This is a genomic window from Cohnella cholangitidis (assembly GCF_014107495.1).
Classification (GTDB): Bacteria; Bacillota; Bacilli; order Paenibacillales; family Paenibacillaceae; genus Cohnella; species Cohnella cholangitidis.
The window spans coordinates 3732505-3757563 of sequence record NZ_CP041969.1; the positions used below are offsets into that span (position 1 = coordinate 3732505).

At 52.4% G+C, this 25059-nt stretch carries 18 protein-coding genes; 12 read left to right on the top strand and 6 right to left on the bottom strand.

All coding sequences use genetic code 11. The features are described from left to right. Positions 1–11: 11 nt before the first annotated feature. Positions 12–2996, bottom strand: a complete 2985-nt coding sequence (locus FPL14_RS17375; RefSeq protein WP_182298975.1) for a DEAD/DEAH box helicase — start codon at positions 2994–2996, stop codon at positions 12–14. After that, positions 2993–4645, bottom strand: a complete 1653-nt coding sequence (locus tag FPL14_RS17380; protein WP_182298976.1) for an SWIM zinc finger family protein — start codon at positions 4643–4645, stop codon at positions 2993–2995. The genes FPL14_RS17375 and FPL14_RS17380 overlap by 4 nt, the downstream gene beginning before the upstream one ends. A 148-nt stretch (positions 4646–4793) precedes the next feature. Here FPL14_RS17380 and FPL14_RS17385 point away from each other — a divergent pair, with 148 nt between their 5' ends. Next, positions 4794–5189 carry a YkvA family protein gene (locus FPL14_RS17385; RefSeq protein ID WP_182298977.1) on the top strand — a complete coding sequence of 132 codons (396 nt, stop codon included), beginning with the start codon at positions 4794–4796 and terminating at the stop codon, positions 5187–5189. A 460-nt stretch (positions 5190–5649) separates the two neighbouring features. Continuing rightward, positions 5650–6912, top strand: a complete 1263-nt coding sequence (locus tag FPL14_RS17390) for an IS110 family RNA-guided transposase (RefSeq protein WP_182298978.1) — start codon at positions 5650–5652, stop codon at positions 6910–6912. A 464-nt stretch (positions 6913–7376) separates the two neighbouring features. Here the strand turns inward: FPL14_RS17390 and hflX are convergent, their stop codons facing one another. Next, positions 7377–8648: a GTPase HflX gene (gene hflX / locus FPL14_RS17395; RefSeq protein WP_182304032.1), complete on the bottom strand. Its 1272-nt coding sequence runs from the start codon at positions 8646–8648 to the stop codon at positions 7377–7379. A 511-nt stretch (positions 8649–9159) separates the two neighbouring features. Between hflX and FPL14_RS17400 the strand changes: the two genes are divergently transcribed. Both FPL14_RS17400 and FPL14_RS17405 read left to right on the top strand, forming a co-directional pair. Further along, on the top strand, positions 9160–10290 hold the full coding sequence (locus FPL14_RS17400) for a site-2 protease family protein (RefSeq protein ID WP_182298979.1): 1131 nt from the start codon (positions 9160–9162) through the stop codon (positions 10288–10290). A 172-nt stretch (positions 10291–10462) separates the two neighbouring features. Beyond that, the gene (locus FPL14_RS17405) at positions 10463–14212 is read left to right on the top strand and encodes an RCC1 domain-containing protein (RefSeq protein WP_182298980.1); all 3750 of its coding nucleotides are present in this window, start codon (positions 10463–10465) and stop codon (positions 14210–14212) included. 490 nt (positions 14213–14702) lie between these two features. On the opposite strand, the gene FPL14_RS17410 is transcribed toward FPL14_RS17405, so the two are convergent. Together FPL14_RS17410 and FPL14_RS17415 are read right to left on the bottom strand one after the other, a co-directional pair. Continuing rightward, positions 14703–15107: a carboxymuconolactone decarboxylase family protein gene (locus tag FPL14_RS17410; RefSeq protein WP_182298981.1), complete on the bottom strand. Its 405-nt coding sequence runs from the start codon at positions 15105–15107 to the stop codon at positions 14703–14705. Positions 15108–15180: 73 nt separating this feature from the next. Continuing rightward, positions 15181–15864 carry a Crp/Fnr family transcriptional regulator gene (locus FPL14_RS17415; protein ID WP_182298982.1) on the bottom strand — a complete coding sequence of 228 codons (684 nt, stop codon included), beginning with the start codon at positions 15862–15864 and terminating at the stop codon, positions 15181–15183. 211 nt (positions 15865–16075) lie between these two features. On the opposite strand from FPL14_RS17415, the gene FPL14_RS17420 reads away from it, so the two are divergent. The 7 genes from FPL14_RS17420 (at position 16076) to FPL14_RS17450 (ending at position 22256) form a co-directional block, all read left to right on the top strand. Continuing rightward, positions 16076–16555 carry a hypothetical protein gene (locus FPL14_RS17420; RefSeq protein ID WP_182298983.1) on the top strand — a complete coding sequence of 160 codons (480 nt, stop codon included), beginning with the start codon at positions 16076–16078 and terminating at the stop codon, positions 16553–16555. 64 nt (positions 16556–16619) lie between these two features. Continuing rightward, positions 16620–17228: a TetR/AcrR family transcriptional regulator gene (locus FPL14_RS17425; RefSeq protein ID WP_182298984.1), complete on the top strand. Its 609-nt coding sequence runs from the start codon at positions 16620–16622 to the stop codon at positions 17226–17228. Between the two features lie 38 nt (positions 17229–17266). After that, entirely contained in the window at positions 17267–18508 is a 1242-nt protein-coding gene (locus FPL14_RS17430; protein ID WP_182298985.1) for an MFS transporter, read from the top strand. Then, positions 18501–19310, top strand: a complete 810-nt coding sequence (locus FPL14_RS17435; RefSeq protein ID WP_182298986.1) for a CPBP family intramembrane glutamic endopeptidase — start codon at positions 18501–18503, stop codon at positions 19308–19310. The genes FPL14_RS17430 and FPL14_RS17435 overlap by 8 nt, the downstream gene beginning before the upstream one ends. A gap of 32 nt (positions 19311–19342) precedes the next feature. Next, positions 19343–20551 carry a copper amine oxidase N-terminal domain-containing protein gene (locus FPL14_RS17440; protein ID WP_182298987.1) on the top strand — a complete coding sequence of 403 codons (1209 nt, stop codon included), beginning with the start codon at positions 19343–19345 and terminating at the stop codon, positions 20549–20551. Between the two features lie 162 nt (positions 20552–20713). Then, the gene (locus FPL14_RS17445) at positions 20714–21292 is read left to right on the top strand and encodes a sigma-70 family RNA polymerase sigma factor (protein ID WP_182298988.1); all 579 of its coding nucleotides are present in this window, start codon (positions 20714–20716) and stop codon (positions 21290–21292) included. Beyond that, positions 21282–22256, top strand: a complete 975-nt coding sequence (locus tag FPL14_RS17450; protein WP_182298989.1) for a hypothetical protein — start codon at positions 21282–21284, stop codon at positions 22254–22256. The genes FPL14_RS17445 and FPL14_RS17450 overlap by 11 nt, the downstream gene beginning before the upstream one ends. A gap of 48 nt (positions 22257–22304) precedes the next feature. Here the strand turns inward: FPL14_RS17450 and FPL14_RS17455 are convergent, their stop codons facing one another. Beyond that, on the bottom strand, positions 22305–23435 hold the full coding sequence (locus FPL14_RS17455) for a ParB/RepB/Spo0J family partition protein (RefSeq protein WP_182298990.1): 1131 nt from the start codon (positions 23433–23435) through the stop codon (positions 22305–22307). Positions 23436–23608: 173 nt separating this feature from the next. Between FPL14_RS17455 and FPL14_RS17460 the strand changes: the two genes are divergently transcribed. Next, the gene (locus tag FPL14_RS17460) at positions 23609–24844 is read left to right on the top strand and encodes a multidrug effflux MFS transporter (RefSeq protein ID WP_182298991.1); all 1236 of its coding nucleotides are present in this window, start codon (positions 23609–23611) and stop codon (positions 24842–24844) included. Positions 24845–25059 lie beyond the last annotated feature (215 nt).

A 25059-nucleotide genomic window follows, 5' to 3' on the forward strand; every position in this document is an offset into this window, starting at 1 on the left:
TGCCGCGCACGTCAGCCGATCATGTCTCGCCTCAACGTGAAGAGATCCTTCAACTCGTCCGTAGACAGCTCCGTTATCCAGCCTTCCGACGAGGAAATGACATTTTCGCTCAGCTGCTGTTTGTTCTCCAGCATTTCGTCGATCCGTTCCTCGAGCGTGCCGAGAGAAATGAATTTGTGCACCTGCACGTCCCGGGTCTGACCCATGCGGTAAGCGCGATCCGTCGCTTGGTTCTCGACAGCCGGATTCCACCAGCGATCGAAATGAAAGACATGATTCGCCGCCGTTAAGTTCAGGCCGACTCCTCCGGCTTTGAGCGACAAGATGAACACGTTCGGCTGTTCGGGGGAGGGAGGCTGCGCGGTCGATTGGAACTGCTCGATCATGCGGTCCCTCGCCTGTTTGGACGTGCTTCCGTTCAAGTAAAGCACGGGCTCCGCGAGCTCTTGCTCCAGGACGAGCTTCAGCATCTGCCCCATGCCGATGTACTGGGTGAAAATCAGGCAACGCTCGTCTTCCTCCCGCAGCTCCTTGACCATGGCGAGCAGACGCTCCAGCTTCGATGAACGGCCGATGAGCGTTTCCGTATCGAACGGCGGTTCCGTTTTCTCCGTTTCTCCCCATATAGCTTCGGGCAACGCTTCCTTCGTCAGCAGAATCGGATGGTCGCATAGCTGCTTCAGTTGGGTTAGCGCAGCTAGAATAGCTCCTTTACGCTCGATGCCTTCCAGCTTTTGCATCTTCTCCATCAACTCGTTGACCGTCTGTTCATAGAGCGCTCCCTGTTCGGCCGTCAGATGAACATAGGTTTTCATTTCGTTCTTGTCGGGCAGATCGAGCTGGATAGCCGGATCTTTCTTCTTGCGGCGCAGCATGAACGGCTTGATCAGCTTTTGCAGATCGTTCGTGCTTTGCTCGTCCTTGTCCTTCTCGATCGCGGCGGCGAAGCGGGCGTTGAACTCGCGGGAGCTGCCGAGATAACCCGGGTTAATAAAATCGTACAGGGACCATAGTTCAGCTAACCGATTCTCGATCGGGGTTCCGGTGAGCGCGATGCGGTGCTTCGCCGGCAAGCTTCGGACGACGGTCGATTGTTTGGTCTGGGCGTTCTTGATGTTCTGGGCTTCGTCCAAGCTGATGGAAGTCCAAGTCAGGCTTTGAAGCGTCTCCTGGTCTAAAGAACAGGTCGCGTAAGAAGTCAGTACGACGTCGGCTTGCCGGGCTTCTTCGAGGAAATCTTCTCCGCTTAGTCTTCTGCTTCCGTAATGAAGCATCACCTTCAAGGAAGGGGCGAAACGGCTTATCTCCTTCTGCCAGTTGCCGAGAACGGACGTCGGGCAAATAATCAGGGACGGAAGCTTGCCGCCGGCCGAATCCGGGGACGCGCCTTCTTGAATATGCAGCAAGTAAGCAATGAGCTGCACGGTTTTGCCGAGCCCCATATCGTCCGCGAGACAGGCGCCCAGCCCGAAACGCCGCAGGAAGCTCAGCCAAGAGAAGCCTTCCTGCTGGTATGGGCGCAGCTCGGCGCGGAGTCCGGCGGGTACCGGAACGTTCGGTTGCTCCGTCTGTTGGCTGAGCTGGCCGATCAGCTTGATCAAATGCTCGTTCAGCTCGATCTCAAGCCGGATGCGCTCCGTCTGCTCCTCCTCGTTCTCGGCCGCGTCGCCGGGATTGTCCGCCACGAAGCCCTCATTCCCGAGCAGGTGCAATTGCAGAACGTCTTGGAAGGAAAGTCCTTGTTCCTTGTCCACGGACGCCATTGCCCTGCGAATCTGAGCGAGCAAGGCCGGGTCGAGCGGAATCCATTGCCCGCGGAAGCGAACGAGCCTGACGTTCCGGGCAACGAGCTCCGCGAATTCCGCTTCGGTAAGATCGACTTCGCCGATGGCGATCCGCCAATCGAAATCGATGAGGGAGTCGAGCCCGAACAACGATCCGCCGGTTCGGCCGCCTTCATCGGAGCTTACTTTGGCGCGAAGACGAGGCTTCTTCCGGCTGGCGGTTTCCCACCATGCGGGCAACAACACTTGCCAACCGGCCTCCAACAGACGTTGGCTGTCCGCCGTCAAGAATCGCCATGCGGCTTCGTCGTCCAGCTCTTCGGCGAAAATATCGTCCCGTGCTCCGTTAAACCGGTCATCGGGCAAGCTTGCCCGCAGCCTCTCCAACCAATTGGCGGAGCGGTGCGCCACGTGCGCCGTCCACGAGCTCGGCCATGAACCGAATACTTCGCCGCCCGCGGTCATTCGCGCGCCGAAGATCTCCGACGCATCCCGCTTATCCTGTAGGATGAGTCGAATCCGCCAAGCGGATTGCCCCTCGTCGGGCTCAAGCAGCTGCAGGGCCGGGCGGAAGGGAGCATAGTCCGCTTTCCAACCGATCGCGACTAACCATTCGCGTTCGTCCAAGCCTGCGTTGTCCGTTTTTTTGCGAGCGAACAGCAGCGGATATTCCCGCCTTAAATCGGAAGCGGCGGCTTCGGTTCCGTAATGACGGTTAAAGACGGCAGCGGAGAAAGCCGCTCTCACCCCTTCGATGAAGTCGGTCTGCCCCTCGCTCGCCTCTAAGACGGCGCGTTCGTCGGGGGTTAACGCCTCTTCGTCCCAATTCCATTGCAGCTTGCCCGACCGGAAAGCTTCGAAGCTGGGAATATAGCGCTTTTCTTGCAGGCAAGAAGCAAGAACGGGAGCAGCCCTAAGCAGCTGTTCGGCCACTTCGCTCCATACCCATTCAATGTGCCGTAGAAGCTTAGCCTCCGCGAAGAAAGGAATGACCATCTCCGCCGGAAGCAGGACGAGCTCTAGCCCTTCGATGTAGCGGACTTCCAGCTCCGTACCGTAGAAGGACGGTTCATGCCAGGCGAACAGCGCCTGTTTGAGAGAAACTCCGGCAGCATAAGTATGTTCGTTATAGGAACCGTGGATAAGGGCGTTGCCTTGACCGTCGAAGATGATTTGAATATGAATGGATTCCGTAAACCCGCTCGTCGTCATGGCAGCAAATTCCCCTTCCTGAGCTCCTCTTGCAGCGCGCGAAGCCGGCTATGCCGGACAATAAACGAAGAGAGAAACTGTTCCCATCGCGGTTCTTGTTTGATTTTTTTGTACAATTTGGCCAGACGTTTCAGCAGCTTCGTCGCGGCTTTGTAGCTGTCCCTGTTTTTAACGAGCACATATCGTTCGACGGCCTGATGATAGAAAGGAATGAGCACCTCGGGAGCATTCTTCTCCAGCGGCTGCAAATCGGTCGCGCGGAAGTCGAGAGGATCGCTGTCCATGCTTAAGTGGAAGTCCATCCAACGTTCCCACTTGCCGTTCGACAGCAGCTTTTCCTCGTATAAGGCGCGCGAGTGCGGGAGCATGGAGACAAGAGCGTCCCACATTTGCTGCTCGGTTTCGGGCAAATAGCGCACGGCTTGCTCCCAGTATTCCGAGTAGGGACGAATGCTCGCCTCCCGGCGCAAATTAAGCAACGGAGCGATTTCGCGCAACCATGCCGTTAATCGATTCCATTGCTCCGTTCGGGAGAGATAAGCTAAGAAGGATAATAAATATTCGCCGGGGATCTCGGACGTTTTCTTGGCGTCATGAAGCAGCATCCAGGCTTCCGAATCTTTGGATTCGTATAAGCGAATGCCGGCTTGGGCCACCTTCCATGCAAACGGGGATAAGGATGAGCCAAGCTCGTTCGCATTCTCATCCAGCGACCGCAGTTCCATCTCATAGAGGTTTGACTCGCGGATGGCCGGAACGGCCCAGCGGCTCCAGATGCTTAAGTAGTGAGCGAGAAAATAATGGTTTTCGTTAGATTCCGCTAACATTTCCTTGCGTACGTAAGATAAACTCTGCTGCACCATTCGGGCGTTGGCGGGATCGGCGGCGGCGGGGGAGAGCTGAATAATCCCTTGCTCGATCGTCGTTTGCAAGTCCGAAGCCGCATGATGGGCATGAAAGGCGAGATAAGAATAGACGTATCCCGATTGATCCTGCGGCTTCTTCGTTAATCTCGATAATACGAACATGTGCGCATGCAGGATGAAAAAGAGCTCGATCTCGGATGGCAGCGAAGGCTTGTAACGGAATATAGCAGCCAACGAGTCGGTAACGAACTGGGTATTGCGCGAGCCTTGCAGCGTTCGTTCCGATGCCAGCTCGAACCACGCATGCCACTCCGAGATGCTCAGATGAGGGATGCGTTGCGCTTGCTGCTGCAATTGCGCATAGCTCTCCGCGGCTTTCTTCGCCGCGAGTTGCTTGGCTTGGTTATAGGATTTCGCCGAAGAGGCATTATCGTCTCGCGGCTTCGCGAGGGCTGTCGTCTTAGCGTTAACCAGCGTGTGTATAGACCGGTTATGCAAATTGGCATACTTCAATATCGCGGCAAACATATGCTTGCAATTCCTGCCGACGGGGCAATTGCACCGGCTGGCCGAGAGACTATCGAGATCGATCTCGACTTGATAGTACTCGGATCCTTCCACAACCGCTTTTATGGTCCGTTGAGAGGGAAGCGTAAGCTTCACTACGCAGCCTTGTTTATAGTACTGAAACCCTCTGCTCAGGGTAACATCGCCGAAATGGTCGGCTACGTCTTGGACAAGCCGATTCCATTGATCGTCGTCCAATTCATAAGTAGGTATCATTTACAGGTCTCCCGAATGAGGTTCGTCGTTATTCGATTCCACAATTATATCATTGAAAGGCGTCGCGTTCAGGATGAATTGATTGACAATTCCCCGTGCAGGGATTGCGCGACGGTTGTAGAATTTTGAAAGGAAAGGGGTGGAAACGATGAGCGAATCGAAATACGAGAAACATTATTCCGACGAAGGGTTCTGGGCCAAGCTGAAGAAGAGCGCCAAGGAAGCGGGAAGCAAAGTCGTTTACAGCGGATTGCTGCTTTACTACGCCGTGCAAAGCCCGAAGACTCCGCTTAAGGCAAAAGTGCAAATATACGGGGCTTTGGGATATTTGATCCTGCCCGTGGACTTGGTGCCGGACTTCCTTCCCGCTATCGGATACGTAGATGATCTAGGCGCGCTGGGTTTGGCTCTCGGAGCGGTCGCGATGAGCATCGATCAAGAGGTCAAGCTGAAGGCGAAGGATAAATTGAAGGACCTGTTCGGAGAAGAGGCTTTGAAAAGCCAAGACGTCATCGACGTGGACTCGGAGATCGTCGACAAGTAACGCGTGCTACTGGTATGGAAGGAGCTGTCTCATAAGTAGAGTCGTACAAAATGGTCGATTAAGAAAAAGTGCATGTATCTTCTGGAGACTGCCTCATACGGTCCTGAAATGACCTTATTACGGGTTTACCTATTCAGGTTTCGGGACCGTATAGCATCGTAAGGAGATACATGCACGGCAACATTCTCTATCGATCATCCTTTCGTACGACCCTTTTTACTTATGGGACATCCTCTTAGTTATTTCTATCGATTAAAGTTTTTGCGGGGATGTATCTCCTTCCGGTTGCTTGGAAATCGTGAAATCTGATTCGATAAACCCTTAGCAAGGGAATTTCACGATTTCCAAAGCATTCCTGTATGGCGCTAATTTTGGAGTTTGAAAGAAAACGAGCACCTTCGTATGATGATGGTGGGGGGCCTAGACAACCCTAACACATCACAAGGAAGGTGCTCTTCTTATGAAGTTTAAACATGCTGCGAAACAAAATCAACGCATTGAAAGAATTACCGGTGACCACCTTATCATCGGGATCGATATCGCAAAATTCAACCATGTTGCACGTGCTACGGACTTTCGCGGAATCGAACGCGGAAAACATCTTGTCTTCTCTAACGATTTAGACGGTTTTCAAAAACTTCATGCATGGGTTCAATCACTCAAACTTCAGTTTAATAAAACGCGCGTTATTTTAGGGGTAGAGCCAACGGGACATTACTGGCTCAATTTAGCTTTTTGGCTTAAGGAAAACCATATGGAACTCGTGCTCGTCAATCCGCTTCAAGTTAAACGTAACAAAGAAAACAGAGATAACTCTCCAACGAAGAATGACATTAAAGATGCCCTTGTCATTGCTGACATGGTAAAGAACGGTTACTACTCGGAACTCCACCTATTGCCGGATCAATATCGCGCTCTGCGTCAACTATCGACTTGTAGAGAGTTTGTAGTGAAGCAGTTCTCGAGTGTAACTAATCAAATCCACCGTTGGACGGACATGTACTTTCCGGAGTTTCATCTGGCATTTAAAGACGTGACTTGTAAAACTGCTCTCGCAACTTTAGCCTTATTTCCGCTTCCGTCAGACCTATGTGGGCTAACGGTACAGGATATTGTTGCAAGCTGGAAACAACACCTTAAACGCGCCGGAAATCATTCAACAGCAGTTACTTTGCTTGAGTGTGCTAAGCGAACTTCGGCGGTACCGGGTTGCTTAGAAGAAGCTCGCCTCAGTATCGATTTACTCCTAAAGCAACTGGAGCTGTTCAAACAGCAACTCTCTAAGATAGAAGAAAAGATGAGTACACTTATCTCAGACATCCCAATGACAAATTCTCTTCGAGTAATAGCGGGAATCAGCGATATTACCATAGCAACCTTGTACAGCGAAGCAGGTGATTTACGTCGATTCGAACATGGAAGGCAATTGTTAAGATTAGCTGGTCTACACTTATCCGAAAATAGTTCCGGTACGATAAAAGGCAAAGTAAAGGTGACCAAGCGCGGCCGGCCCAAACTTCGAAAAACGCTCTTCTTGACTGTAATGAACATGGTTTCTGTGAATCCAGAATTCCGGACGCTGCATCAATACAACAAACATGTAAAGAAAATGAGTGCCATGCAATCACTCATGAGATTAATTGGGAAACTCGCTCGCATACTCGTTGCAATGGCACGACAAAACATACCGTACAATGTAAACCGCGTTCTGAACATCGCATAAAAAAGCTCGCTTATTGGCTCATTCGCAGGATTCCAAAAAGGCACGAAGTACCGACTACGTTTGCCTAAAGGGCTCTGACCCGTTTTTAAAGCATTGTCGGACTCCATCCCCTTGAAAGGTGTTACGAAGGAATGTAAGGGCTAATGACCCGTTGAGACATGGGAGGGACAACCTCAAGGATGTCGGTGGAGTAGTGCAATAAAAAGGAAGACTATGGGAAAACCACATTTCCCTTATTTCACTATGACCACAATGTCTTAACTGTCTCCAGCCAAACACTTCGTATTATCACTCGTTGCAAAGTAACGGATGAAATCCTGCGAATGAGCGAGTAAATACGAGTAAACACGATCACGTTGAGGGAGGCAAACGCTGTCGCTCCTACAGGAGATACATCCCCTCTTTTTTTATCGATTAAGGTAAGAACCTATTCACAACCTACTTGGGACAGCCCCTTGTATTGATTAACTTAGAAAACCATAACCGCCGCTAATTTTGTCATAATCCGCTTCGCGGCACGTCATCGTTAGACGGGTTCCGTCTTCCTCGTGACTCATGGCGTGAACGTGGGCGCGCTCCTTGAAATAGGACACCAGCTTGCTCCGGTCATAAGGAATTACGATTTCGTACTCCTTGTAATCGCTGAAGATCCGTTCGCTAACGAGTTGAACGAGATCCTCTATTCCGCTGCCATTCTCCGCGGAGAGATAGATTTCGTTGCCGTCTATCTTCGGATAGGAACGCTCGGTCAAATCCGTCTTGTTGTACACGCGCAACGCAGGAAGATCGCCCGCGCCAAGCTCTTGCAACGTTTCGTTCGTTACATGGATTCGACTCTCGAAGTCCGCATCGGAGCAGTCGATGACGTGCAGCAGCAAGTCGGCTTCGATTACCTCTTCCAATGTCGAGCGAAAGGCTTTAATCAAATGATGGGGCAGCTGGCTCACGAATCCGACCGTATCCGCCAAGAGGAACGACCTGCGGTTGGGCAGCTCGATGCTCCGCACGGACGTCTCCAGGGTGGCGAAGAGCATATCCTTGGCCAACACCTCCTTGCCCGCGCCGGGATTGAATTTCTTCACCAGGGCATTCATTAAGCTCGATTTTCCCGCGTTCGTGTAGCCGACCAGACATACGACGGGAACTTCGTTCTTGAGTCGCTGCTTGCGTTGGACATGCCGCCGGGCAACCAGCTTCTCTAAGTCCGCCTGCAATGCCGCGATCCGATCTTCGATCCTTCTCCGGTCGAGCTCCAGCTTCGTCTCGCCCGAGCCCCTGTTCTTAAGGCCGGCTCCGCCTCCTTGGCGGCCTAGCGATTCCCTAAGCCCGACCAAACGGGGCAGCATATATTGCAAGCGTGCGACTTCGACTTGGAGTTTGGCCTCTCTTGTCTGGGCCCGGCTAGAGAAAATATCCAGAATTAAGATCGTCCGGTCGATGACCCGGCAGTCGAGCTCCGCTTCGAGATTGCGGATTTGGGAAGGAGACAACTCATCGTTGAAGATCGCGGTGCCGGCGCTGACGGACGCCATTAATTCCTTTAATTCTTTGATCTTTCCGCTTCCCATGTATAAGGACGGATTCACCCGTTCGGCCTTCTGCACAAGCTCTCCCGCGACGTCGATCTCGCAGGCTTCGGCCAAGCTGCGGAGCTCCGCCATGGCTCCGGTAAAGTCGGGGCGATGATTGAGTTGCACCCCTACGGTTATTGCTTTTTCGCGTTGTAATCGGTTCATATATTCGATATCCTCCAGTCTGTACGAACAAAATAAAAAACACAGGCAGCGCTCTGCCTGTGCGGTCGTAAGACGATGAGAGGTAAGGAAATAAGCGCAAGCGGGCGATAGTCGCCGAAGCTTGCCGATCATGCCTACGCCTACGGTGAACGAACGAAACAATGCCGGAAACCGGACAACGAGACTTCTCCCGTTATCCATTATCCGTTCCGAGCATAGCCGTTCGATCGCCGATCTATAGGGGTTATAGGACAGACCAATCCTGAGTCCTCTGCACACAGGCAGAGCCTTAAGCGCTATTCAATTAGCCGCGCAAGGATCTAACTCGGATGTAGTCTATCACACGTAACCCTCCGTTCCCGTAAGTTACCGTTAGTGTAGCACACGAGCGGCCTACTGGCAAAGCTTCGATTTCAAAGTCGACGAAACCCGCTCTAATTCAAACACGTATAAAATGGGATAATAAAACGATGACGCACTATTTAAGCGGATCTAAGAGAGGAAGTTCAACGTGAATAAATCCAAAAGCCGATCGTTGCTGGCGGGTATCGGCGTGTTTCTGTTAGCGAAATTCAAATGGGCGATCGCGTTGCTGAAATGGACGAAATTCGGCGGTACGTTCATTTCTATGATGGTAAGCTTGGGGGCTTACGCGGCTATCTACGGATGGAAATTCGGCGTTGCCCTCGTTTATTTGATATTCGTCCACGAGATGGGACATCTTATCGCCGCCAAGCGCAAGGGAATTCCGATGTCTCCGGCCTTCTTCATCCCGTTCGTCGGTGCCATGGTATCCATGAAGGAGAGGCCGCGGGATGCGGCCACCGAAGCTTATTTGGCTTATGGCGGTCCGCTTGCGGGACTGATTTCGTTCCTGCCTGCCGTCGTGCTGTACGAGACGACCGGGGAACCGTTCTGGGCATTAGTCGTTTTCCTAGGCGCGTTCCTTAACCTGTTTAACTTAATTCCGATTTCTCCGTTAGACGGGGGCAGAATCGTCTCCGTGCTCTCGACGAAAATCTGGTTCGTCGGACTGCTCGCATTGGGCGTCGTCGTCGCGATTTCTCCGAGTCCGTTTTTGTTCTTCATTATTTTGATAGGTCTGTTCTCTTGGTGGAGTCGCGCCAAGGAAAATTACCAAGGCTCCGTGATGGCTTACGAAAGGGAGAAGCTTGCCGAGTACCGTTCCGCCATTCTGCAATGGCCGAATCTGTCGAGTACTTGGACGATCAAACAAACTTTATCGTCCCAAGCCGACGCCGCCAAGCAGAAGGAAGCCGGCATGCCCAAGCGGCTCATTCCGTTCTTGCACGATGAAGAGCGGCTTGCCCGCGACCAAGCGAAAATGGATCAACGCTACGCAAGCATGGCCCTTTCCCTTATTCAAGAGTGGGAGCATCAACCGGTGCAATACGAGGAGGCCGACCCTTCGCGCCCGATTCCTTCCAGGCTGCTTGAAGACGCGATAGAAAAGGCGGACGAGAGAATCAAGCTGCTCGACGTCGAGATCCGGCACTTCCGGACCTATTATAAAGCGCCTGCTTCCGTGAAGTGGAAAGTGCTCGCGGCTTACCTGCTGCTGGCCGGCGTATTATCCGCGTTCATGTGGTACGGTCATCGGATTATGGAATTATATCGATAATTGTCGGCATAGATGCAAGACGCTTTTCCCTCTACGGGAAAGCGTCTTTTTGTCATGCGCAACGGAATTTTTTTGGATAGTTAACTTTAGTAAATCGATTTCCGGAGTTTCTCTCCCTACAATGGAAGGGAGTATGTGGACAAGGAATGACAGATTTCGCGGAGGGATGATCATGAAACGCTTCATTAGACTTTTTATGTGTTTCGCCGTACTACTCGGGGCGATACCTTTCATTCAGATGAAAACGACGACCGCGGCGGCGGAATACGTCGTGGCTCCCCGGATCGCTACCGGCTACTATCATAGCCTTGTGCTGGTTACGGACGGAACCGTATACGGCTGGGGACAGAACACGGAGGGACAACTGGGAATAGGCACGATTTCGGGGAAGAACGTGCCGGTAAAAGTCAAAAATCTGGATCGCGTGAAGTCGATCGCGACCGGCATCCGAAGCAGTTACGCGATAAAGGAAGACGGCACGCTTTGGGCATGGGGAATGAACGGTAACGGCCAATTGGGAGACGGAACGACGATTACCCGAACGGAGCCGGTTCAAATTACGGGAATTCCAAGCGGAGTCAAGTCGTTATCGACAGGCATTGGTTACCATACCCTGGCTATCGACAACGACGGCAACGTATGGGCTTGGGGAACGAACAGCGGCGGGGAATTGGGGGACGGTACGACGATTCAACGGAATTCTCCCGTTAAAATAGCCGGTCTGGACGACGTAGTCGCGGTCGCCGCCGGCGGTTGGCACAGCCTCGCCGTGAAGTCCGACGGAACCGTCTGGACGTGGGGGAATAACGAATACGGAGAATTGGGCGACGGGACGAAGATCTCGCGTTCTACGCCGCAACAGATCGGCATTAGCGGCGTAAAGTCGGTGTCCGCGGGCAATAACCACAGTCTCGCGGTCAAGGAAGACGGAACCGTATGGAGCTGGGGAAGAAATACTTGGGGAATGCTGGGCGACAGCACCGGTTATGATCGACTGACGCCGGTTCAGACCAGTCTAGTTAGCGACGTCAAGGCCGTCGTAGGCGGCGGTAACCATAGCTACGCCGTAACGAATGGCGGGAAGGTATGGGCTTGGGGAGTGAATACGCAAGGCCAGATCGGGGACGGAACGTGGGAATGGCGTTATACGCCGGTGGAGATCACGACGCTCTCGGACATCGAAATGCTCGGCGCCGGCGGCTTTAACGGGATCGCGATGGAAAAAGACGGAACGGTATGGGTCTGGGGGTTTAATGCGAGCGGGGAACTGGGCGACGGCACGGCCGAGGAGCGTCGGATTCCCGTCATCAATAAATCCGTGGCGGACTTGACGTCTCCTACCATCGTCGACCCGGCGATTACCGCTGCCGATATTACGCAAACGGCGGTTACCCTGTCTTGGACGCCGGCGACCGATAATCTAAGCAAGCAGAATGAACTGGAATATCGGATATATCGCGTTGCGAGCAGTAATCCGGGGACGGTCAGCGCGATCGAATCCAGCGGAACCCCGCTCGGTGCCTATGAGGCTAATATTAACACGAAACAAATAACGGGATTATTCGGCGGACAAACGTACCATTTCGCGATTCTCGTGAAGGATAAGGCGGGCAAGAAAAGCGCCTATCAGAAGAAAACGGTTAAGATGTTACCGGTCCCCACCTATGTCGTTATCTATGAGGGCAACGGAGAGACCGGAGGCGAACCTCCCATTGATTCTTATGAATATTGGGTAGATGAAATGGCTGAAGTTCTGGGAAATACGGACGCATTGGAGAAAACGGGATTTACGTTCGGAGGCTGGAACACGCAACGGGACGGGAAAGGAACGGATTACGCGGCGGGGTCCACCCTCATCATGCCTGCAAGCGACGTCGTTCTCTTCGCGAAATGGATCCCCGGTCCGGATACGACCGCTCCGACGGTTAACGCCTATTCGCCATTGCAAGATGCGGCGGATGTCCCCGTTCATAAGCCGTTGACCTTGGGCTTTGACGAGGACGTAACGCCGGTTGCGGGTAAATATATTATCGTTAAAAATTCGGATGGCAGTTTATTCGAGACGATTGCGGCGACGGATACGAATAAGGTTACGGTCTCGGGCTCCACGGTAACGATAAGTCCGACGGTTCCGTGGAATCGGTCGTCCGATTATGTCGTACGGATCGAACCGGGAGCTTTCGCGGATGAAGCGGGCAATGCTTACGCGGGAATTTCGGACGATACGACTTGGAGATTCTCAAGCGCGGCGGAAGCGGTAGTGCCTGGAGATGACGCAACGTTAGGTTCTCTTAGCTTAAAGTCGAACAATAACGTGCTTATCGGGCTGGATCCTTTGTTCGCGCGGGAAACGTCGAGCTACAGGGTAAACGTGGCTTACGATGTAACATCGGTCTCGGTTACGGCTGCCACTTACGATAGTCGCGCAAGCGTGACGGCGAGCGTATACGGAAGTTCCAACGATCCGACCAAGGGGCCTATTCTATTGAACGGAGGGCAGCCGAGCGAGCAGCTGCAGCTAGTTGAAGGGATTAACCGGATCGAGCTGGGCGTGAGGGCAGAGGATGGGACGAGCAATAAATATACGATTTCCGTAACCAGGGCAACCGCTCCGTCCGTTCCCGGAACTAACCCTGGAACCGGATCCGGATCCGGACCTGGATCTGCGCCGGAGGCGCCCGCGGAGCCCTCCACGAAAGTGTCCATAAGCGGACAAGCCCTGAAGGGGCTAGTATCGGAAAGATCGGTTGTAGAGAATGGCTCTAACCGGTTAATCTTAACGGTAAATACGGCGGCTTTCTTGGAGAGGCTGGCCAAGGAAAAGGAGACGCCTTCCATTGTCATCGCATCGGAAACTCCCGGCTCGAACGCGGTCGTTCTGGAGTTGACCGGAGACGTCGTTCAAGCTTTGGGGGCTAAGGAAGCGATTCTGGAGATCCGCACTGCCAACGGAAGCTATAGGCTGCCGGCGGCCCTTGTGCCAATCGATTCTTTAACCGGGCGGTTTGGCGCAGCGGGCGACACGGCTAAAGTGACCTTCCGTATCGAGATTACGCAGCTCGGCGTGGCCGAGTTCGCGAATCTGCGGTTGATCGGATCGCCCGTGGAATTCAGGATTACCGCCGCATACGGAGCAAGAGAAGCGGAATTGGATAAGTTCGGCGCTTACGTGGAAAGAACGATTCCGATTTCCGCAGGCGCCGGCGCCGATCGGATCACGACGGCGGTCGTGTTAGAAGCGGACGGATCGGTTAGGCACGTACCGACTTTGATCGCCGATAGGGACGGCAAGAGCGTAGCGGTCATTCGAAGCTTAACGAATAGCAAGTATGCCCTGATCTGGCACCCCGTCGCCTTCGGCGACGTAGAAGGGCATTGGTCGCAGGCCGAGGTGAACGACCTCGCTTCCCGCATGGTCGTGAGCGGCAAACGGGGCGATCGGTACGATCCTTCGGCGGCGATCACCCGAGCGGAATTCACGGCAATCTTAGTGAGAGCGCTAGGTTTGTCCGATCAGGGAGAGGCGGCCCGATTCAAGGATGTTCCTTCGGGTGCATGGTATCTGGGAGCCGTGGGGAAAGCGCTGGAGTACGGCATCGTCAAGGGAGGAACGGGAGATCGCTTCAATCCCGATCAGGCCATTACCCGAGAGGAAGCGGCATCGATGATCGCGAGCGCGATGCGGTTAACGGGTTTAAGCGCCGACCTGGATGACTCGGCGACGGCAACCGCTTTAGCTCCGTTCGAGGATAGGGATTCCGTCAGTGGCTGGGCGAAGGAAGCAATGGCTGCGGCCATAGACAAGGGGCTGCTTAAGGGTAACGATTCGAAATTGATGCCTAAGAGCTCAATCACCAGGGCGGAGACCGCCATCCTCGTTCACAGACTGTTAGAGAAATCTAAGTTCATCAATTCAAACTAGTTCCTTTAGCGGCCGAACGGCCGTCCCGAACTCCCTTGGCAGAGAGGCCATAAGGGTTCGGGACGGCTTTTTATTATGATTGATCTACCGTAAGACCTAGGCGCGGATAGGCAGAAAAATAATGTTTAGGAGACGATTTCCTTATCGAGTGGTACAATAGGTTCAGTGACGAACGCAGACGTAGGACAAGACTACCAAACCGTCAGGGTGAGCTAACATGGAACTGATTAATTGCAACAGGTGCGGGAAACTACAAGTTCAAAGGCCGGATACGCTTTGCAAGGAATGCCAGCAGCTCTATGTTGCCGAGGCTCTTATTGTTAAGGAATATATTAAAATGAACCCCGGTGCTACGATAATGGATTTAGTCCAACATACGGGGTACACCCTGAAAAGGATCAAAGAGATTCTCCGGTAACGGAGTCACCGACACCCTCGGCTTGGCGCTTTCGCGCCTGGCCGGGGGTGTTTTGTTAGAAGCGGGTTGTATTCAGCAAAAGCACTCCGGTCCCTTAGCGGAGAGATCCGAAGAAGGTTCGTCTGCCGACGAATCAGCATGGTTGCCCGGTACGCCGTCGAACGCGTTCAAGGCATGCGTGGCATGGCTGAGTATGGCTCCTGCCCGGGTAGATGCGGCGACCAATACCGCTTCGACGATTTCTTCCCGCGTACCTCCGAGCTCCTTGTATTTCTTGACGTGGACGTCGATGCAATAAGGGCACCCCGTCAGGTGGGCGACGGCGATGGCGATGAGCTCTTTCGTTTTCAAAGGAATGGCGTCGGAGGCGTGGTATACGTTCTTTTCGAAGGTTAAAAAGGAATTGGCGGTTTGCGGGGCAAGCCGAACAAGCTCGGGTATCCGTTTCAGGTTATCGGGCGTGTAGTAAGGTTTCATTAGTATCCTCTCCTATTCGTTCAATCGTCGTTCTATACGCGATTGTAAGGGGAGAACGGCAAATCTTCCGTGACTAAGTCACGTTTGCCCGTTTCGAGAGCCGTTGCAGGCTGCCGCCGTCCAATAGGACGATCTGTCCTCGCTTTAAGGCGATCGCTCCGGATTTCGCGAAGCTCTTCAACGTACGCGTGACGACTTCGCGGGCGGTCCCGAGTTCGATGGCTATTTTTTCGTGAGTGATCCATAAGGTATCGGATTGCAACGCATGGAATCGGGAGAGCAGATAGTCCGAAAGTCGGAGAGGAATCGACTGGAACGTTACTTGTTCCAGCAGCGTCGTGACGTCGATGATCCGACCCATCATTTGCTTATACACGAATTGCCGAACCGGCTGGAGAGAGTCCATCCAACCTCGGAACAAGGGAACGGGGATCAATAGCACCTCCGTAGGCTCTTCGACCTGCACGGACGCCTCGTATTCCGTCTCCCCTAGAATGCTGGCCAGCATGAGCGAGCAGCATTGACCGCCATTTACGCGATAGAGCGTCATTTCTCGGCCGGAAGAGGGGCATATTTTGAATATTCGAACGCTGCCGCCGACGATGAACATCGTATGCCGAAAAATATGGCCTTCTTGGATCGCGTGGGGAGTAGAGGAATCGATAGAGAGTAATTCCGCGTTGACCCAATGCTCGTTCGGAACGGATTGGAAGCAAGGGAATAAAAGCTTAATCCGATCAAGATGATGGTAATCCATAAGCTGCGTGCTCCTTTAGGAGATGAACTATGTAGACATTATTCGCGAATCCCTTACAATATCCTCCATTCGTCTTGGATGACTATAGCGGTGACCGGGGTAACTGGTCATGTGACTTCGGCTCGTTATAGGATTGTAAGAGCTTAGGAATATGCGTTGGGATGACGGTCATGAAGGTCTCAAGCGCATCCTTGATGGAGGGATATTCGAAATGGAAGCGAAAGTGGGTATAAGGATGATTTTGGCGTTATCGGTTACGATCGTGATGGCAGTGACGGGTTGTACGGGCAACAATATTAAACTCGAAGGTTCCGGCGATAAGGGCAGCCTGACTTACAAGACGGAGGACGGAAATGAAATCACGCTTTCCAGCAAAGGGGAGGTGCCGGAAGGATTCCCGTCCGAAATTCCGCTACCGGGCGGCATGGACGTGACGGCCTCCACCCACAGCGAGAATTCGGGCAACTATACGGTGTCGGTCGAGATCGAGAAGCCTTTCGACGATGTGCTGAAGATTTACCGGGATTACATTAAGGATGCGGGATATACGCAAACGTTGGAAATGAAAGAAGAAGGCTATTACATGTATTCGGGCACTCGCGGAGACGAGTTGTTTATGATTACGTTCAACCAAGATCAAGAAAACAAAAAACTCGTAACGGGAGCTCTTGTCTACGAGAAGAAACCTTGAACCTTGATAGCGCGGCTTGAATAGGTTACAATTAGACCAACCGGTCGGTCTAAGGTGGTGCATCATGGTTAAAGGACGCTCTGACGGCGAAGAAACGAAGAAACGGATTACGAATAAGGCGAAGCATCTGTTTATCCAGAAAGGCTACGGAGCGGTTACGATGAACGAGGTGTGCGAGGAGGCCGGCGTAAGCAAAGGCAGCCTGTATCACCATTTTCCGAGCAAGGATGAGCTTTTCCTGTTTGTGATCGAGGAAGACTCGGAGCATTGGCAGAACGAATGGAACAAGAAGCGGGCGACTCTGAACGGAATCGAAGAGCAAATGTACGCTTTGGCGGAGCATTATGCCAACGACTTTCAGAATCCGTTGTTGAAGGCGATGGAGGAATTTTCCCGGAGCCGGGTCATTACCGACGATGTTTTCGAACGCGTGCTGCGGATCGGCAATAATAGCTCGCAAGCGTGTCGCGACGTGCTTCGCGAAGGAATGGAGAGCGGCGATTTCGCGGAAGCCGATCTGGATGAGCAAGTGTTGATCGTGAGCAGCATGTTCGAAGGTCTAGGCAAAATTTATTATATGATCGATCGCGAGCAAGAACAGAATAAAGTAAGAGATTATTATGAGAAAGCAGTCCGGCTTATGTTGGACGGAATTCGCGCCAAAGCAAAGTAAGAGCTTGGCGCCTCTTTTTTCACTATTAATTAGACCGGATGGTCGGTCTACTAAGGGAGAGGGTAAAAATGCTTTTGAAAAACCGCACGTTCCGTATTATCCTCGTATCCGATCTATTGCAGCAGCTCGCGATATGGATACGTAACATGGCGTTATTATTCTTCATCATGGATCAGACAAAGGGAGATCCGGCAGCCGTTTCGCTGTTATCTCTTCTGGAGTATGCGCCGATATTCATATTTTCCATCGTCGGCGGGTTATTCGCGGACAGGTGGAATCCTAAGCGCACGATGATTGCAGGAGACATTCTCAGCGCGGCGTCGATCGGCATTATTATCGTGCTTGTGGCAAACGACGGCTGGCAAGCGATATACGCCGCCGTATTCGTCTCCGCCGTGCTTAGCCAATTCTCCCAGCCTTCATCGGCCAAAGTATTCAAGGAACATATCCCGGAAGAGCATGTTCCGGGGGCTATCGGAATTACGCAAAGCCTCTCTTCCTTATTTCTGATCTTAGGCCCGATAGCGGGCACGGGAATCTATCAATGGGCGGGATTGACCGCTTCCTTGGCCGTATTGCCGGCGCTGTTCCTCCTCTCCGCGTTAATTCTATCGTTCCTGCCCAGAAGCGAAACCGTCAACAATGAAGAGAAGACGACTCTCCGGGAGGATTTGTCCGAAGGGATCCGGTTCATCCGATCGGATAAAAGTCTCCTCCGCTTATTCGCGGCGTTCTCGATGATCGGACTGGCGGCAGGGCTAGTCAATCCTCTGGAAATCTTCATCGTGACGGAAAGGCTCGGTTTATCCCAAGAGAAGTTGCAGTGGTTCGCGGCAGCGGACGGCGCAGGGTTATTGATCGGGGCATTGGTTGCGGCCGGATTCACGGGTTTGCTGAAGGTTCGTTATCTTTTTCCTGTCGCCATCATCTTTCTTAGTCTGACCTTTGTCGTGGAGGCTTTGTCCGTATGGCCGCTCTTAACGGGGGCTTTCCGTTTCTTGAACGGGATCATGCTGGCAATCGTCAATACGGCGGTGGGCAGCTATGTCATTACGAAGATCCCGCAAACCATGGTAGGTAGAGTAAACGGGATCGTCACGCCGTTATTCATGGGAGCGTTGCTTATCGGGACTTCGGTATCGGGGATGTGGAGTTCCGTCGCGGGAGTTATTCCCGTTTATCTAGGCGCTGCGGTTATTTGCATGATTTCCGTCCTGCCGTCGTTGAAAATCCATTTGCATAGAGACCATCCGGCAGAGGAGAAAAGCGCGCATGCCTAATATTTATAACGTGCTTGTATTAACGGGACTTTGCCTTCCGGGGATTGTGCTGATGAGCCAATATTCCGTTCGGGCGCTGGCGGATAAACCGGATAATAAGTTATCGGATACGTCCTTGTTCGCAGCGGTCGCGACGCAAACTTTGGTTATTGTCGCTCTATGCGCAGCCGCAGGAGTGTATTTGGGTCGCGGGGTCGGCATACGCGATCTTGTCCTCGAGGGAGCCGCGCGCGGGGAAGCGCAATGGTCCGATCTCTATCGTCAACTGAAGGCGGGGGCTCTATCCGGCGTCCTATGCGCGGGGGCGTGGATGATAGCCTATTATGGATTCGTGCGTTCCCGGCTGGACGAGGAAACGGTCGCGATCTCCGAAAGGTTAAGGAATCGGTTAAGCTTATGGACGCGGATAACCTCCGGAGGGATTGTCGAAGAGGTGATCTTCCGTTGGGGGGCGCTTACGGTTGCCATGTGGGCGCTATCCGCGATTAATCTAGGCGAATCAGCATCTTGGTGGATAGGAATCGCGGTAACCGGAATCGTATTCGGATTGGCGCATCTTCCCGTCAATCTTCAAGAAGGGTGCAAGCCGTCGCCGCTGTTCATCGGAACCTCGATCGTCGGCAACCTCTGGGTATCCCTTATCTGCGGATACTTACTCTACCGCTATGGGCTGATCGCCGCCATGACCGTACACGTCTTGTTCCACGTCATCTGGTATCCGTGGGATATGTCGGTTCACCGGCGAATGGAGGCATGCGGCTCCGCGAGCAGGAATTCGGGGGACGGGGATGGAATAAGTTGACATTGGTTAATGTCATAAACTAGGCGGGAGCAATGAGAAAAATAATTGTATTATACGCATTCCTAATCGCGGCGGTAATTGTTTTGTCTGCCGGACCTGCGAGCGCAACGGAAAGCGCTAAAACACGCATTACGATCAACGATGTAAGTTTAGAAGGATCCGAGGTTATCGCCGTTAACGGGGTGACTTTGGTTTCGTTTAGAGCGTTACTCGATGCGTTTGGCGGTAAAATCGGGAACGACGGGGAAACCGGAGCGGTAACGGGACGTTTAAACGGAAAAACGATCCGCATACGGGCGGATGAAGCATTATTTGAATACGAAGATCAAGTATATGACTTTCCGATCCCCGTTAAAGCCGTTAAGGGCCGGCTGTATGTGCCCGTTCGCGCGTTGGGGGCTGCTCTTGGATATCATTTGAGCTACGATAGTTCGAATAGAGCATTCCGATTGACCAAGTATGGCTTAGGGCAAGACGGTTACGTCAGGGAACTGTTGGAGGCTTACTATCGGGGGACCCGTCAGCCCCTATCCGATCTGGTTACGTTGGATAATCCCGATCGCATTTATTTGGAGGCCTCCTCTTCCCGTAAGAAAATACCGAATAGAAGCTTTGAATTTTGGATGGGAGACATCGTGTACTTATCCGATAAAGGGGCTGTCGTGACGGCGGGTTTCCGCTCCGAAACCCAGGCGGTAAGCTCAAGCGTCGAACGTAGATTCTTTCTGCGTCGGGAACAAGGACAATGGAAAATCGCCAACGCGGAGTGGGTTCATTTTACGCAAGATTTACCGAAGGACGCCGACGAATCGGCTAAGCAACAGTTAGCGACCCGACAGACTGAAACTCAACAAGTCGTTCGGGATTTAGAAACTTACTATAAGGCTATGAACGAGGAAAACTTGGAACAAGCCATGAAATCCCTCTCTCCTTATTTCGTTGAAGAGTGGGAAAAGGCGACGATAACGGATGAGACGTACGGGTCTTTCCTGCAAGAGCTGTTCGAAGGCGATTATTCCGATAGGGTCGAAAAGCTGCTGGATGCGCGAGTCTTGTATCTAGATGATTCGATTGCGGCCGTTCATGCCCGAATTCTCTATAGCGAGGAAAATAATAACCCAAACCTCAAAGAGTCGGAACGAAGCTATACCCAAGAATACGAGCTGCTAGTCGAGATGGATCTCACCCCCGAGGGACGATGGACATTTTACAGGGATTGGGATTTGAACGGGGATTATTGATCCTATTAATTCAAACAAGCCGTTCTGCGCCCTAAAGGGGAAGGACGGCTTGTCCGGTTTGGGGCGGTTCCAACCGACGGACGATCGCGCCGTTTGTCCGAAATGAACCTTTTGACAAGATCGAACCAATATAGGACGAATACCCACTAGGAGGCGCCCCCTATGCAGGATCAAGAAATCCGTCCGTGGCTCGCGAGAATGATCCAGGGTGATTCGGATGCATTCCAATACGTTTACGAACAGACCAAGGACGACGTATACCGCTTGCTTGTTTTTTTGTTGAATCACAAGGAAGATGCCGGCGATGTAATGAGCGAGGTTTATCTGAATCTGCACCGATCGCTTCCGAACTACAACTTCAACCAGTCTTTTCAATATTGGCTGAACGGTCTTGTCGTACGGCAGGCGAACAATTGGAAACGCAAAATATGGCGTACGATTCGCTTATTCGACCGGGCAAAGAGCTACGCCGTGGAACCGGCCGGCGTGCAGGCGGACGAGCGTTATTTGGCAAGCGAGCAAAGGACCGAAATGATCGCGCTCGTGAATCGGTTGCCTTACAAATTGAGAGAGGTCATCGTATTAAGGCATTACAGAGATTGCTCGCTCGAAGATATTGCGGGTATTCTTAACATTCCTCTCGGAACGGTGAAATCGAGGCACCATTCGGCCATCCGCAAGCTTCGCCAGTTGACCGGGCAAGAGATCGTTCATAAGGAGGCATCCCTTCATGCGGATTGAACAACAATTAACGGAGGCTTACCATGCTGCCGCGTTGGATATGACGAGTCCGGCGGAGCTGGACGAGAGAATCAAAAACACGCACGAAAAACAAACCGGCAGGAAGCGCAAGACGACGTCGAGCAAGAGAACGCTGCAAATCGTGTTTATCGGCCTGCTTGCCCTTATGATCATGGGATTCACGGCGCGGTATTTCATTACGCTCGGCGATGACCGGTTCCGTATGGAGATTGAAGTGAACGCAGGGCAAACGGAGTATAACGAGAGCCTGGCCGGCCAAGTACGCGCGCAATTGGAACAGGTGAAAGCTCAACTTAAGGTAGGGGAGAAGGCGCTTGTCTATTCTCCCGAGATTGCCGCTATCACTCCCGAGCCGCCTTCGGGGGGAGAGGGACTCCCTTATGTGGAGTACGTGTCTAATCCGGTCGTTTATGAAAACTATGCGGGTTGGCAAGCCAAGTTAAGCGAGCGTTTGCCCGAGTTCAGGCTCCCCGCCGAGGAAACGAACGGTTTGAAGTTTAAGGGAGGAGAAGAGGAACTCCCGTTCGGAGGAACGATTTTCGAGACGGACGTTGCCAGAGAGCTGCAATCCGAAGTGAATGATGAGGGTAAGGATATCGCGTGGAGGAAAATCGTCCGGGAAAACTCGGCATGGCCAGCCTATACGACGATTTATAACGATGCGGAGCGGAACGAGATCAAGGTATCCATGCAGATTATTGCGCAGCGGACGAAGATGGTCGGTCTTGCTCAGGCCGTGAACGAAAAAGTAGATCTGAATGGAACCGAAGCGTTGTATACGCTGAATAATCGTTTTCTGTATAGCGATACGAATCAATTCCAAATGCTGAGCTGGATCGAAACGCTTCAGGATGTGACCGTAGTGTACAGCGTTGGCAGCTCTTCCGAATCCGTAACCAAGGAACGGCTTATCGCTATAGGAGAGGGCTTGGTTGGTCATTGACCATGAGAAAAGGACGCCTCGATAAGGGCGTCCTTTTCTCATGGTCAATTATGGTTTAACCAGCATCATGTCTTTTACCGATCGCCACTCCGCCAGATGTTTCTCTAAATCGTTAATAAGGGTATCGACGTCCTGAACGAACTGCGCTCTTTCAACGCCTTCGAGATCAGGCAAATCTTTGGGGGACAGGTTGCTTGGAGCGGGAAGCGTTGCGAGCAAAAGGTTCAGCATGCCTTCGATGAAGCTTTCCGAAGGTTGCTCCCGATCTTCCGCAAGCTCGGTCTCTTCGTTAGAGCCGTAATCGAGAACCGATGTAATCGCCGACAATGGGCTTATCGGTTTCTCCGCGCGTGCTGCGGTACCCGGTTCCGTGGGTTCGCCGTTTCCTCTAACCGCGCTGGCGGGCGACGGAGAAGGCGCCTTATCTGTAACGGTCTCTTCTTTGGGTTCGGCGCTCTTCGCGCGTTCTTTCTTCGTCTGTTCGAAAGAGGACCAAGTTTCGAGCAGCTGCGGACCGGTCTTGAACAATAGCTTGCCTTTCGTGCTGTCGGAAATTTCCTTATCCTTGAACAAACGCGCGATCCGTTTGACGTCGGGAACGGGCATTTCGTCTTGCGCCATGATTAACGCTAGCGAATCCCGATATTCCATGGACAAGTCTTTGAGCGGCATGAGCTGGTCTTCCGTCAGCTTGTCTTTGCGGATCTCCGTCCCATACACGATAAGCGAGCGAACGGCGCTGCTGAACTTAAGCAGCTCCAGCTTGTTTTTAATGTAATTTTCCGGCTTGCCGAGCTTGCTGGACAAGTATTTCACGGAGCTGCTGAATTTCGGATCGGTTAGCAGCTTATTGAAAGCTTCGGCTTCCTCGATCGGGGAGAAGCCTTGGCGGGTTAAGTTCTCCGCGATCTGCTCCAAGTAAATTTCCATTTCGTCGGTAACGTTGGACACGATACATGGAATGGTCGGGAGGTTAAGGGCCGTGCAGGCTTTGTAACGCCTATTTCCATAGATGATCTTATATCGTCCGTCGCTCGCGGTTCTTACTTTAATAGGCGACAGCAACCCTAGCTCTTCTATGCTGCTCATAAGCTCTTGCAGAGCTTCCTCGTCGAACTGATATCTCGGTTGTTCTTTATCTTCATCGATCAAGTGCGTAGGAATTTGAATGATGTCCATGCGTGATCTCCTATCGTTAATATCGTTAAGGGCGCGCCAATGGGAACATCTGTATTATATAACAGGAGTTGAACTATGGGAATAAAGGGCAATCCGTCTCGGCAGAGGAAAACGGTTGATGTTTCGAATTCGCCCGTAATATGATAGGGGATGTTAGAGACGAGAGGTGCATAATGAATCGACATCATGATCAACTCGCGCTCGGCGCGAAAGAGACCAAGAAAACCAATATGCTCTGGCTGGTCGTTCTTCTAGGGTCGTTATCGGCGTTCGGACCGCTATCGCTGGATTTGTATTTGCCGGCGTTGCCGACTCTTGCGGATAATCTGAACACCACGTCTTCCTATGCCCAGTTAAGCTTAACGGCTTGCATGATCGGCTTGTCCGTCGGACAGCTGTTCGCCGGAGCGTTAAGCGACTTCCGCGGCCGCCGTATGCCGTTGCAAATCGGCTTATTGATCTATGCCGTATCTTCCGTGCTATGCGTGTTCAGCCCTTCGATCGAGGTGCTTGTGCTTTTGCGCTTCGTGCAAGGTATGGCGGGTTCGGCCGGCATCGTGATCTCCCGAGCCGTCGTGAAGGATTTGTATTCGGGACCGGAATTAACGAAGTTCTTCGCGTTGCTGATGCTCGTTAACGGAGCCGCTCCGATCTTCTCGCCGGTCATCGGGGGGCAATTGCTCAAAGTTACGCCATGGGAAGGGTTGTTCATCGTTCTGGCGGGCTGGGGAGTAGTCACGTTATTGGCCGTTCTGTTCGGCTTGCCGGAGACGCTGCCGGTTAATAAAAGGATGTCCGGAGGGATTCGCGAGACGCTGACTACGTTCCGCCGTCTGTTAAGCGACCGTATGTTCATGGGGTATGCATTGGCCCAAGCTTTGGTTAGCGCGGCTATGTTCGCATATATCGCGGGGTCGCCATTCGTATTGCAGAACATTTACGGCGTATCCCCGCAGATGTTCAGCTTATTCTTCGCCGTTAACGGCGTCGGGATTATTATCGCGGGGCAAATAACGGGAGCCCTGGCGGGCAGAATCGACGAGAAAAAGCTTTTCTTGAGCGGATTAATCATCGCATCCGTAAGCGGAAGCTTGTTGCTCGCCATGATCGGATCGTCGGCAGGACTGGCTGCGCTGCTCGTACCGCTCTTCTTCGTTGTCTCGAGCGTCGGTATCGTAAGCACGACCGGTTTCTCCCTCGCGATGCGTAACCAAGGACATGCGGCAGGCAGCGCATCGGCGCTGCTCGGACTTCTTTCCTTTCTGCTCGGGGGCGTGCTCGCGCCGATCGTCGGGATCGCGGGAAGCGCGAACGCGTTGCCGATGGGAATCATTATTGCGGTAACGGATTTAGGAGCGATCCTTTGTTACGTCGTGATGGTACGCCGATGGGAGATCGCTCGGAAATAACAAATCGTTCGAAATTTGCACTGGCCGATATTTGGTCGGTGTTTTTTGTTATGACCGACGACCAACGAACTCGCAAACCCACATAGACCGCTCGCAGCGGTTTAGAGAGTGGTGTTGATGTAGGAGCCATTTTTGGATTTTTAATGAAATTAATTTCGGAAAACGATGAAATTTTTATGAAAATACTAATTGACAATGCATAAAATAAAGCAACA